This is a genomic window from Shewanella sp. SM87 (assembly GCF_025653705.1).
GTDB lineage: Bacteria > Pseudomonadota > Gammaproteobacteria > Enterobacterales > Shewanellaceae > Shewanella > Shewanella oncorhynchi.
In genome coordinates this window covers 52,570-63,882 of record NZ_JAKKSC010000029.1, presented here as the reverse complement: position 1 = coordinate 63,882, position 11,313 = coordinate 52,570, and the positions used below count along the sequence as shown (strand labels likewise).

The window sequence follows — 11,313 nt, the reverse complement described above, 5'->3', positions numbered from 1 at the left end:
GGGAAATCTGTTATTCCAAGGCGCCGCTATAAGAATACACCTCAAGAAAGAGTCGATTGGTGCTTATATCGGTATCGACATTTAGTGGAGAATGCTTTTGGAAGAATTAAGCACTATCGAGCAATATCAACAAGATATGACAAGCTAGCAAGAAATTACGCCAGTATGGTGTCACTGGCGTTTATGTTAATGTGGCTGCCGATATATTGCTGAACAACATTTGTACAGCAAAGATCAACAGACCCTAGAGATAGATATTTGCATTAAGCAGAATTCTTTGGCTTTTTCATAATGTTCTGGGGCTGTTCTCAATGAGTAGTGATGCTTGATAAGTGATGCAAGGGCTAGGTGCACATCAATCAGGTTACTATCAGGTGCCGTATAACACTGGAGTAACTCGTTTTCTACTTTGGTTTGGAGAATATGCTTTGCTTCATCACCAGCAATGTAAGAAAGAGTAAGTAAAAGACTTAGTTTACCGAATCCATTGTTAGAGTCAGTTTTATCTAAATCTTGGTATAGGTAGGGAGTTTCGCCAATTGGTAAGCCCATAGGACGATAGTCGTTAGCAACTTGGTTTCTTTGACTTGCAGTTAGAGCTTGAAGCCACCATTCCTTAAGCTGATACTTATCTAACAAGTCCATAAAATCACCCTATTCAAGTGTGAAGGTGGGATACGAATTTCGATATAGCTCAAGTTGTTTGTTCATTGCGTTGAATAATAGTTCTTCCCCCATGAACATACACAGCAGTCTTTGATAAATGCACTGTATAAAGATTACGAGTTCTAGGCAAGCAAGATAAATTCTAATGCGAGTAGATCGCTAGCTGTGGGTTCAAATGTGGGTTCAGAATGCAAAAAGGGTTAATCATTTCTGATTAACCCTTTTCAATACAGCAGCTTAATCCTTGCAGATTAATTCATGCCGTACAATCGAAAGCGGTGTTTTTGGTTGTTTTTATACTTATTGGTTTGTCGATTTATTCCTTTGTTTATCAATGGTTAGTGAGTTTTCTTGTTCTTGTAGGTATTGGCTTGTTTTGGTTGCTATGGTTAAATGGGGGTACATATGGGGGTCATGGAATAGAGCCCAAATCTCACCATAAAAGAGCTCAAAACTTATGATTTATGAGACCACTTTACGTTCATATAACGGGAAGCCACAGACTGAAGCTTTTACCCTAACAGACGGTAAAGGATTGGGAGTTCGTGTTTCAGTACTTGGTAAATTAAGATTTCAGTTTCGCTATAAGATTAATGGACAAAATAAACGAATAGATTTAGGCGACTATCCAGACTTATCTCTCAGGCAAGCCAGAGATGCAATGGAAGAGTGTCGTACGTGGTTAGCCCAAGGGCATGATCCAAAGCTAAAGCGAAGTATGACAAGGCAAGAGTCATTACTACCCGTCACTGTTGAGCAAGCCCTAGAGTATTGGCTTAAAGAATATGCTGAAGAAAATAGAGTCAATGTTGATAAGAATAGAGCGCAGTTTGCAAAACATATTTATCCCTATATAGGGAATTATTCGCTTGTGGAGACTGAAACTCGTCATTGGATAGAGTGCTTTGACCGTATAAGACGAGGCGTACCTAGTCTCAAACAAAGACCTGCCCCTGTTGCTGCGGGTTACGTATTACAAAGTGCTAAGCAGGCTCTTAGGTTTTGTCGTGTGCGGCGTTATGCAATCACTCATGCACTTGACGATCTTATCGGTACGGACGTAGGCAAAAAGCAAAATAAAAAGGATAGAGTGCTGTCAGATATTGAGTTGACTGATCTGCTTACTTTGCTTGAGGGGCGTAAGGTTTCTTTCTACATGCGTCAATTATGTAAATTATTGATAGTTTTTGGTGCGCGTACTCAAGAGTTACGATTATCTCAGTTTGACGAGTGGGATTTAGATCGAGGTATTTGGACTGTGCCTAAAAGCCACAGTAAGACTAATACTCTCATTACTCGCCCAATACCTGAGCGAATTAAGCCCTTGATCGAGTTTTTATATAGGCGTCATGGTCAAACTGGCTATCTTTTAGGTGAGCTAAAAAGTGCTGAAACCGTAAGTGGTTCCGGTCGGAAAATATGTAGTTGGTTAAAGCATCAAGAATCTTGGACATTGCATGATTTACGTCGAAGCTTTGCGACTAAACTGAATGACTTGGGTGTTGCGCCATATGTGGTTGAACAGCTTCTAGGTCACGCACTTGGTGGAGTTATGGCAATTTACAACCGCAGCCAATACCTCCCAGAAAAGAAAGCGGCATTAGATATGTGGGTAGAGCGTTTAGATCTTCTGACGGATAAGCCGGATAACGTTTCTATATTGAAGCGAATAGCATAAAATTTGAACACATTTTGTTCGGGCAGTGGATGTAACCTATGCAAGTAAGCATTAATAAGGCAAAAGCGAGCTTATCTAAGCTGGTGGGTCTTGCTGCTAACGGTGAAGAAGTCATTATCACTCAGGCTGGTGAGCCAGTTGCTAAATTGGTTCAATATGAGAAAACGATGCAACCACGGCCGCTAGGATTGCTAAAGGGACAGATAGTTATAAGCGATAGTTTTTATAATAATAGTGAAATTTATAAACTGTTTTATGAGTGAAATAATTAAAGCCTTTGTTTTTAGCGCCTGTTATTTTGAGTGGTCAATCATATTTGGAGTTTGGTTATGAATAGAAAACTATTGAAAGGAAGCGACGATCCTTTGAAAGGTTTTGCCGAGCATACAGAACATGCATATGAGCTTGCACAGGCGACTAGTAAAGATTGGACATCTTTTTTCCTAAATACGGAATCAGTGGGCGATGATTTTATATTGAAACGAGGTGCTGATTATGAAGATGCTAATTCAGAGACAAGTTTTTTTGATGATGACGATGTAGAAGACCCTCTTCTAGTTATAATTCAAGAAAAGTACAAGTGATGTGTACTGTGGTTGCGGGAATTGCTATATCTATATAAATAACAAGATATTGTAGCTTCCTGATGCACAGGAAGCCCTATTACATAAAATTATATTTACGGACGTAAAGTATGGCATTTTCAGATAAATCTCGGCTCAGGCTGTGGTGGTCATTCGAAGGAGTGGCCACCCGAATAGTAAGTCCTGTTCGGGAGTATAAAAGTGAAAATTTCAAAACGTGCAATTCGTCGCCATCACAAAGCGCGACTCAAAAAATCTCGGGTTACCTATTGGGGTGGTAGCCCTAAAGGCTCTGCACAGTTTTTAGGTATATGTTTAAAAACGCCATGTACTTGTTCTTGTCCTATGTGTGGTAATCAACGTTATTACTGGGGGGCTAGTTTTCAGGAACTTCGGCAAAAATTGAAATCTATGTAAACGTTTAAAATAACAGAACGAAAGCGGCTCAAATGAGTGTTGGGTCGCTTTACTTTTTCTGGCAAATATTTCTTGAATGATTCAGTTTTAATACATCGTAATGTCAAGTGGGTGTCGACCATCTTCAACGCCTTCAGGCTCATCATCAATAATGTCCATTGATTCGTTATGAACTTGCAGTTGCTCCAGAAACTCATCATCAAACGTAACAACTTCGTAGCCACTAGCTATAAGCGCTTGATATATAGCAAATGGAGAGCCGCTGTCATCCATTATTGCGCCACCAAGGCCGTCATGTTTACCGACCAGAAGTGATTTTACTGCCGCCTTCATGCTTACTGGGGAAATCTCATAAGTAACAGCTTCATATATTGATTCAAAATCGGTGGTTCTTATATCAAAGAAATCCACCATACCATTTACGATAAATAGCATTTTCAGATCCTTAAGTTAGTTGTATGCTTTTGTCCGGCATTGATATGTTGTTTATTGTCTGGTGGCGCTGCCACTGATTGTGGATCGATAGGATCGACAATAGATTATTCTGGTGCAGACTTTCGGTTATCTAGCTCCTTGTTTTTATAGTGTAGGTATCAGCTGAGGTTTGAATTAACGGTTTTATTCAAACTTCTTTTTCCTATCATGGCGGTAATTTTTAGTTGAGTAAGTTGGTGTGAGAACACTCGATACTGAGCGTTCAATTGACTCACGTAATCCTCCAAAGAGCTGAACTTCATTAGAGTATTTTAGGTAGTCCATAATGCCATCGCAGGTGGACTCAATAATTTCTTTTGCCTTTCTGATCCTAAACCGTTCACCTTCAGCCAATTTCAGCAAATGTGACTCATCAGGAAAAGCCTTACTATTCGACAGTTTGAGCGCCATTTTGTTATCGATAGCGTCATAAATAAGAGTGTGGGTGACATCAAACGGTGGCGATACAAAAATATGGGACATGTCAGAGGTGTATTGCAGCGCAAAGTTCTTCAAATGCGCATCACCATTACCAATTAAGCAGTTAAATACAATGTACTGATATATTTTCTCAACTTCCGCTTGGCTGTTGGTATACAAGTGTGTCGCCTTAAGCAGGGTTTCATAGCTACTACTGTATTTAGCGTCTGGGTCATTGGACTTCCTCAGTAAGGTGGTGAAATCCTCATAACCCAGCTTTGTGCCATCATCAGCCCTATCAAAGCGCTCTATCACAAATGTCTCTAAACTTTCTGATAGGTAGGTTCTAGGTGGCTCAAGTCCGCAATGGCGCGCAGCTTCCATACAAACAAACTCGTTAACCGTTAATAGCGGAAACTCGGCGTCGAATGATTTAACAATTAAATCTTTTTGCTCAATTGTTCGACTGGTCTTAATCGTGCCAGCACTCGGGATGCTAACCTTCGGCTGTACACCTGCGAGTGAGTTTCTGAGGTAATACTTTTCTAATAATTGAGGAAACAGTGGTTCTGCGCTGTTGTATGACAAGATATCACTAAGCGAAACGGACTCTGTCTCAGGCAAGGCTAGTTCACTTTGATAAGAAAGCATGCCAACGCTATGTTCGCCTTGCAGTGCAAGTAAATACATGTCGTTTACTTTTGCATATCGCGCTAGTTTCTCTGCGATGAAACGGCGGTTAAAGCCTTCAGGTAAGTTTTGCGCAAATATTGGATGCAATGCGCCATAAGCATAACCATCCATACCTTTCTTGGTCATGGTAAGTGATACGTAACGCTTATCTTGCGTAGGCTGATAATGATGCACTGAGCCATGGGTTAAAACACCTAGCTCTGTATTGTCGGAACAAACCGTGATGTTGGTTATTTTAGTGGGTAAGCTCGATTCAGAGGTCATTATTTATCCTCCGAAAACAAACTATCAATTTCATCCCAATCTGGCAGTTTGTGTTGCTTTGGTATCACGTCAAACTGCAAACCAACGGCATCAAGCAAGCGTTCAAATATATCGAACGAGCCAGTGAAGTGGCCATTTTCAATCTCAGAAATAGTCGTTTTATTGATACCAGTGAGTTCAGCTAAACGCTGCTGTGTATAACCTAGCGACTTTCTACTCTCACTTACTGCGTCACCAATCTCTTGTCTATTTGACATATATCCACCAGCAAAAGTTAGCTATATGGCTAACATAATAGTGTAAAAAGCAAATGTTAGCTATATGGCTAACATTGGTCGTATAGAATAAGGTGATGAACCCAGAAGAATAACTGTGTTAGGCATTCCGCTCATACAACCAACAACTGGGAGTTCTCCCTCAGCCACTCTTTGCATTCTACGTAATCAGGCATTATCCGCTCTACTTCTTTCCAAAATAGTGGGGAGTGGTCTAGTTGCTTTAGATGGCACAATTCATGGACAACCACGTAGTCGACGATGCGGTTAGGAGCCATAACAATAATCCAGTTAAAATCTAAATCACCTTTAGGATTGCAGCTACCCCAACGGCTTTTAAAGGTTTTGATATTGACTGATTTAGGCGCGACTCCCATTACTTTTGCATAACGGCGCACCTTTTCCTTAAGCTTGAGCAATGCATTGCGTTTATACCAGCCTATGAGTGCTTCTCTCACTAAGTTTGAACGGGCGGAACCTTCGGGCACAGTAACGACTAATCGTCCTTGCACCAGCTTTACTGGCTCAAAACTGCCTGCATGTACTTTTAAACGATAATTTCGGCCAAGGTATGGCATTGCCTCACCAGAGACAAACTGCTTTTCTGATGAGGTAGTTAGTACCTTGTGCAGGGCAATCTTATCGATAATCCATTGGTGTTTTTCTTGTAATATCCGCTCGATTCGTTCTATCGGTAATGCCTTGGGTACGACCACGCTAACCATGCCTTCTTCAACTTTAATGGAGGCAGTTTTGGCTCTCGTGGTTCGGGTAATGCGTGCTTGATACCCTTTAGCTTGAATGAATTCGGCTTGTTTCATGCTGGTGGTCATTACTTATTAAACTTATTTTTAGCCAATCCCATAAATCTATCTTGCAGGTTGGAGATCAATTCTACGTTGCTAAATGATGCATCAATAACGGCGCGTTTTATCTCTTTTTTCAACCGTTTTATCTCATCTCCCTTGTTGAAAAAGTCGACTATTTGAGTTGCTTCATCAAACATGGCAACAAGGTTTTGAGTAATCGTCTTTATCTCAATTAACTGGTGCTCGTCTATGACTTCAATGTCGCTTGTTTTGGTCACTTCAGCGGTAAGTATGTTGTAGAAGGCATACTCAGTTTCGGAAAGCCCTGCATCTTTTGCGGCTCTACGACGGTCAATCTCAATCGTGTCGACCATAGACAATAACAGCTCTAATTGCTGTTCCCATTGCCCTGCGGTCTTCTCGATAATGTCTCTGAGTCTTAGGCTGAGGGATTTGTAATACTCGGGGTCTTCCTCAAGCTTGACGGTAATATGGTGCTTAATCGCGCTTTCTATTTCAGAAGCTTTAGATTCAGTCGATTTTTCTGGTCGAATACTTTCTTTAAAATTTGCTGCCAGTAGGTCAATAGGCGGTATTTTGGGATCAACGCCTGTACTTAAAATATGCTCGTCCACCAGCTTACGGACTTTAGCGCCAATGTCCTTCATATCCAAACCTGCATCTCGGTACTGGTTTCGTGCAGCATTATGGACTTTACCTAGCAGTTTCATATCCGCTAAAAATGGCGCTGCGGCTACATCGGGCAGAATGATGTTCATTTGCTTTGCAAATCGCTTAAATGCCATATCAAACTGTGCTCGAATGGCTTCATCTTTTAGTGCAAGCACATAGTTATCAACGTCTTTATACTTGATATGTCTAAAAAATGAAATGGCGAGGGTATGGGTTGCTTTTAGCTTGGGGATTTCATCTTTGAGGCTTTGATAAGTGCCGTCAACATCATCACTGCTGAACATTTCCATGGCTTCGATAAGATAGTTCGATAGACCAAAGTAGTCGACTACAAAGCCGCATTCTTTTTGTGCATAGGTGCGGTTTACTCGAGCGATGGCCTGCATCAGCGTATGGTCTTGTAGTTTACGATCGATATACATCACCTGTGCTATCGGCGCGTCAAACCCCGTCAGTAGCATGTCTTTCACGATTAAGAATGCGACTGGGTTTTCCGATAACGGCTTAGTAAAATCTTGGATTATCTTCTTTTGCTTTGTCTTGTCGGTATGAACAGCAATATAGGCTTCATCGTTGTGATCACCCGAGATAATCACTTCACTAGGTGGCGCACCTAACTCATCTAAGGTCTTTTTAAACACAGTGGCCGCATGGCGACTACCCACCACTATCATGGCTTTAAAACCGTCGGGTTGTATGTGCTTGCGGTAGTGTTCAAGTAAGTCCATGCAAACCCAGCGAATACGGGCAGGCGCTTCGCGAACGGCGCGCTCAACCCCATATTTCTGTTTAATCTCTCGCTGCTCTTCTTTGCTATAGCTGCCAAAATAAGCCTCAAACAGTTTGTCTAATGACTCTCCAGCGACTTCAGTCTTTACTTGGCGGCCTTCATACAAGATACGAACGGTTGCGCCATCATCCACCGCTTGATTGATCTTGTATTCATCAATATAACCACCAAAAGCTTTATCCATTTTCTGGGTTTTCAGTAGTGGTGTACCTGTAAACCCAATTTTAGGAGCGTTAGGTAGGGCAGCGTTGATGGTCATCGCAAGGCCACCAAACTGAGTTCTATGGGCTTCATCGGCAAGTACGATGATTTTGTCACTCGGGTTTAAGTTAGCAAAACCACCGTTTTCATTGTCGGCACTCAGTTCCTTCTCTAGCTCTAAGAATTTTTGCACCATAGCAGTCACAAGATCTGAGCTGTCTTTTTTCAGTAGTGCTTTTAATTCTGTCACTGAGCCAGCGTTATAAATGGTTTCACCTTGGGCAGCGCGGAAGGTGCTAGATAGCTGTTCATCTAGCTGAGTACGGTCAGTAATAAACACGAGTTTGTATTGCTTAAGCACAGGATCACGGCGCATTTTAACGGCAAGCATGACCATGGTCAGCGATTTGCCGCTGCCTTGGGTATGCCATACCACGCCCGACTTCTCTTTGCGGTCTTGACCTGTTTTAAGGCGCTCAATGACTTTATTTACCGCTCTATATTGCTGGTAACGTGCAACCTTCTTGATAAGCTTGCCTTCAACTGGCTCAAATAAAATGAAGTTTTGCAGGATATCGAGGAAGCTAGCAGGGCTAAACATGCCTGCAATCAGCCTTTGCTGTGCGGTCACCGCAGTGATTGCTTCATAGTGTGAGCTGGTGGCGGTATAAAGTGCGGGGTTATCGTTAACCTGCATATCTTCGAGGCTGCTACAGCTAAAGGCCTGATGTAAGTTCTGTTCGCTTAACGTGTCATCGGTAAAGGGATAGGCATCTTTCCAATCGGCATAGTGGGATGCATTGGAACTAATTGTGCCCACTTTGGCCTGATCGCGGCAGGTTGATACCATTAGTTGGTTGTACCAAAAAAGCCGCTGTGCGCCTTCATCATCGACGCTATTGCGCAGGTTAGCGTATCTGCGTAGTTGGTTAATCCCTTCGCTCATCGGTGCAGAGATATAGGGTGATTTGCATTCGATGACCGCGAGTGGCAAGCCGTTAATAAAGCAAACAATATCAGGGATGATATTTTGGTTTACGCCTTCCACTTTAAACTGTGAAGTACAGATATACTCATTGGCCTCAAGGTTATCAAAATCAATCAATTTTACCGTTTGGCCTTTACGCCCTTTACCAACGTCTTGCTCTACTGAAAGGTAATTCACTAAGGTTTGATAGATGGCCTGATTGTATTCCATCAAGCCGACAAAGTTTGGATGGGTGATATCACGGCAAACCTTGCGCAGGTTTTCATCGTTAATCCAAGGGTTAATTCTTTTAATGGCGGCTTCGAGCCGTCCCACCAGCACGACATCCCGTAGATAGGGTCTTTCTTGGTATTCAGGTGTGAGTTTAGTCCCCGCAATGTACTGCCAACCTAATAGCGATAATTGCGCAATAGCGGGTAACTCGACCTTATGTAGCTCGTCCTGATCCATATCTATCCCTATCCCTTTACCAGATGATTAACGACATCTTTTGTATCTGATTTTTATACGATTGATTTTTATGCAATCTAACAGGCTCTTATATTACAGAGGCATGGCACGAATAGCAGCTAACAATATCAATGGAATACGGGGCTAATTCAAAAATATACCAATTTGGACGATTTCCCACCCACTGCAAGCCCAAAAAGCTCAGGCACAATCTCTCTCGTTGGTAGGGGCTCCTGCCAACGTAATCCTAAATTGGAGAAATAACATGAGCAATAAAACACCAATGACCCCACAAGCAGCCGCGCGTATTCAAAGCTCAACTGCAAATCAAAACGGTGGCACTGTAACTAAGGGCAGTTTTGCCGCAAAAGCGCAGAGTGCTGCAGCAAAGAACTCTGGTAATGGCAAACAGGGAGGTAAGTAATTATGTCTAAACATGATGACGATAACCGTTCGCGCCAACTTGACCCTGAGCATGATGCCTACTGGCAGAGCCGTGGTGAAGATGAGCGTCCAGATGATTGGCAAGAGCAACTTGATGATGAATGAAAGGATCAAGTTGTTGGCGCTAAATCACTACTAAAGTTAACGGCGTTACAGCGTTCAACCAAAAGATGGCGTCTCCAGCGGTAATAGGTAATAGGTAAAAGGTCATGGTGATAAAATGGCCTTTTATTTTTTGATAAGTGCGGCTCGATAGTGTTCAAAATAGGTAGGGTAGCGAGCCAGTACTTTTTCTCGTATCGAAGCGCTCTGAATATCGGGAGTCAGTTTCACACACTCATTTATTTTGATATCAATGGCGCGGGCAATACGGAAGTAAGTTAATACAGCTTGGACATCGTAGTTTCCATGCTGATTGAATAATGCTGTCAAAAATGCCTCTAGTTTAGCCTCCGAAGGTAGATTTTCTCCGTTACGCCAATACTTTAACTGGTTATATTGTCTATCAATTAAGCTTTCAGCTAATGGATAATTCTGTTGAGTGTCTGCACTATTTTTAATGGGAATAAAAGCTGCCATTGCTCTCCAGCTAAGTTCAGTATCATCCGAAGATAAAAAGCGTTTAAGTTCTATCAGCACCGCTTCATAGCAACAGCATTTGACGTCAGAATGCGCAAATGTATGCATGACCTTAGAGAAAAAGCTGGTTTTCCCATATGGTTCAAAAGTGTCACATTGGCGTTGATAGTATTGGTATAACCCGACTTCATAATGGGCTATGGCTGTCAGGTAAAAATCAAAGATAAGATGATGCACGGCTTCGTATAAGCATTGATTTGGTTCATTTAATGGCGATTTTAACCCATTGGAGGCATTTAGGTATAAGGTGTAATAAGCTAACTGTTCAAGAGGGACTAAGCTGTAGTGTTGCCAAGTTGGCAGTAAGGCTTGCCATATTGTTATATAGTCATTTTTGTCTATTTCACCAATCTTTATTTGTTTTTTTATGGTTTTGAGCATTACATAATCAGCTTCACTTCGAGAAATAAGCCAATCTCCAAGCGTAAAAAGTTCATTATCGTTTTTAACAGTACTAATACCCAATCCTAAGGCGAACCAATCACCCGCATTAGAGCCAGCCTTTGCGGGGCGCAATAATTTCAATAGGTTTGCCGTGGTAAAAAATATTTTAAAAGAGACCGAGATATTTTCACCAAAATTATAGAGTTTGGTTAGCGTTCGAAGGCTAACCCCCTGAGTCAGTATGTTTGCCTTAGAACTTTTGGCTATTTTTGAGTCAATTTCGTGAACACGTTCGAAAAATGTGATTTGCTGCGGAATGTTTTCGGGCAGTAGTAATAGCCGTGCAACTTCTGCCGTAGATGGCAAAAAAATGCTTGTAAAGTGAGAGGGTGGAAAGACATATTTACCATCCTTGTTCGGCTTAAACATACTCTTCCTTTAGTG

Annotated in this window: 13 protein-coding genes; 6 read left to right on the top strand and 7 right to left on the bottom strand. The window is 41.8% G+C overall.

The genetic code is table 11. From position 1 onward, the window contains the following. Positions 1–213: transposase (locus L5M11_RS19060; RefSeq protein ID WP_263191153.1), on the top strand; the 213-nt coding region annotated here is incomplete at its 5' end. A gap of 21 nt (positions 214–234) precedes the next feature. Here the strand turns inward: L5M11_RS19060 and L5M11_RS19055 are convergent. Further along, on the bottom strand, positions 235–645 hold the full coding sequence (locus tag L5M11_RS19055; RefSeq protein WP_263186440.1) for a hypothetical protein: 411 nt from the start codon (positions 643–645) through the stop codon (positions 235–237). Positions 646–1,123: 478 nt separating this feature from the next. Here L5M11_RS19055 and L5M11_RS19050 point away from each other — a divergent pair, with 478 nt between their 5' ends. From L5M11_RS19050 to L5M11_RS19040, 3 genes are all read left to right on the top strand, one after another. Next, a complete protein-coding gene (locus tag L5M11_RS19050; RefSeq protein ID WP_263179342.1) occupies positions 1,124–2,344 on the top strand; it encodes a tyrosine-type recombinase/integrase in 1,221 nt (406 codons plus the stop codon). Between the two features lie 38 nt (positions 2,345–2,382). After that, a complete protein-coding gene (locus L5M11_RS19045) occupies positions 2,383–2,607 on the top strand; it encodes a type II toxin-antitoxin system Phd/YefM family antitoxin (RefSeq protein WP_107946355.1) in 225 nt (74 codons plus the stop codon). A 66-nt stretch (positions 2,608–2,673) separates the two neighbouring features. Beyond that, positions 2,674–2,928, top strand: a complete 255-nt coding sequence (locus L5M11_RS19040) for a hypothetical protein (RefSeq protein WP_263193009.1) — start codon at positions 2,674–2,676, stop codon at positions 2,926–2,928. Between the two features lie 504 nt (positions 2,929–3,432). On the opposite strand, the gene L5M11_RS19035 is transcribed toward L5M11_RS19040, so the two are convergent. The 5 genes from L5M11_RS19035 to L5M11_RS19015 all read right to left on the bottom strand — a co-directional run bounded on the left by L5M11_RS19035 (position 3,433) and on the right by L5M11_RS19015 (position 9,402). Beyond that, the gene (locus tag L5M11_RS19035) at positions 3,433–3,780 is read right to left on the bottom strand and encodes a hypothetical protein (protein ID WP_107946358.1); all 348 of its coding nucleotides are present in this window, start codon (positions 3,778–3,780) and stop codon (positions 3,433–3,435) included. Between the two features lie 183 nt (positions 3,781–3,963). Further along, positions 3,964–5,196, bottom strand: coding sequence for a type II toxin-antitoxin system HipA family toxin (locus L5M11_RS19030; protein WP_263193007.1), 1,233 nt, complete (start codon positions 5,194–5,196; stop codon positions 3,964–3,966). Further along, a complete protein-coding gene (locus L5M11_RS19025) occupies positions 5,196–5,453 on the bottom strand; it encodes a helix-turn-helix domain-containing protein (RefSeq protein WP_263179337.1) in 258 nt (85 codons plus the stop codon). The genes L5M11_RS19030 and L5M11_RS19025 overlap by 1 nt, the downstream gene beginning before the upstream one ends. 131 nt (positions 5,454–5,584) lie before the next feature. Further along, on the bottom strand, positions 5,585–6,292 hold the full coding sequence (locus L5M11_RS19020) for a M48 family metallopeptidase (RefSeq protein ID WP_263193006.1): 708 nt from the start codon (positions 6,290–6,292) through the stop codon (positions 5,585–5,587). A gap of 11 nt (positions 6,293–6,303) precedes the next feature. Then, on the bottom strand, positions 6,304–9,402 hold the full coding sequence (locus L5M11_RS19015) for a type I restriction endonuclease subunit R (RefSeq protein WP_263193004.1): 3,099 nt from the start codon (positions 9,400–9,402) through the stop codon (positions 6,304–6,306). Between the two features lie 265 nt (positions 9,403–9,667). On the opposite strand from L5M11_RS19015, the gene L5M11_RS19010 reads away from it, so the two are divergent. Both L5M11_RS19010 and L5M11_RS19005 read left to right on the top strand, forming a co-directional pair. Next, a complete protein-coding gene (locus L5M11_RS19010; RefSeq protein WP_263193003.1) occupies positions 9,668–9,826 on the top strand; it encodes a hypothetical protein in 159 nt (52 codons plus the stop codon). Between the two features lie 2 nt (positions 9,827–9,828). Continuing rightward, a complete protein-coding gene (locus L5M11_RS19005; protein ID WP_263193001.1) occupies positions 9,829–9,951 on the top strand; it encodes a hypothetical protein in 123 nt (40 codons plus the stop codon). A 123-nt stretch (positions 9,952–10,074) separates the two neighbouring features. Here the strand turns inward: L5M11_RS19005 and L5M11_RS19000 are convergent, their stop codons facing one another. Continuing rightward, positions 10,075–11,298 (bottom strand): hypothetical protein, encoded by a 1,224-nt coding sequence (locus L5M11_RS19000; RefSeq protein WP_263192999.1) that lies wholly within the window; start codon positions 11,296–11,298, stop codon positions 10,075–10,077. Between the last annotated feature and the right edge of the window lie 15 nt (positions 11,299–11,313).

Coding starts and splice junctions, on each gene's coding strand:
- L5M11_RS19005 (WP_263193001.1), top strand. CDS start 9,829: ATGTCTAAACATGATGACGATAACCGTTCGCGCCAACTTGACCCTGAG.
- L5M11_RS19045 (WP_107946355.1), top strand. CDS start 2,383: ATGCAAGTAAGCATTAATAAGGCAAAAGCGAGCTTATCTAAGCTGGTG.
- L5M11_RS19030 (WP_263193007.1), bottom strand. CDS start 5,196: ATGACCTCTGAATCGAGCTTACCCACTAAAATAACCAACATCACGGTT.
- L5M11_RS19035 (WP_107946358.1), bottom strand. CDS start 3,780: ATGCTATTTATCGTAAATGGTATGGTGGATTTCTTTGATATAAGAACC.
- L5M11_RS19020 (WP_263193006.1), bottom strand. CDS start 6,292: ATGAAACAAGCCGAATTCATTCAAGCTAAAGGGTATCAAGCACGCATT.
- L5M11_RS19025 (WP_263179337.1), bottom strand. CDS start 5,453: ATGTCAAATAGACAAGAGATTGGTGACGCAGTAAGTGAGAGTAGAAAG.
- L5M11_RS19050 (WP_263179342.1), top strand. CDS start 1,124: ATGATTTATGAGACCACTTTACGTTCATATAACGGGAAGCCACAGACT.
- L5M11_RS19000 (WP_263192999.1), bottom strand. CDS start 11,298: ATGTTTAAGCCGAACAAGGATGGTAAATATGTCTTTCCACCCTCTCAC.
- L5M11_RS19055 (WP_263186440.1), bottom strand. CDS start 645: ATGGACTTGTTAGATAAGTATCAGCTTAAGGAATGGTGGCTTCAAGCT.
- L5M11_RS19040 (WP_263193009.1), top strand. CDS start 2,674: ATGAATAGAAAACTATTGAAAGGAAGCGACGATCCTTTGAAAGGTTTT.
- L5M11_RS19015 (WP_263193004.1), bottom strand. CDS start 9,402: ATGGATCAGGACGAGCTACATAAGGTCGAGTTACCCGCTATTGCGCAA.
- L5M11_RS19010 (WP_263193003.1), top strand. CDS start 9,668: ATGAGCAATAAAACACCAATGACCCCACAAGCAGCCGCGCGTATTCAA.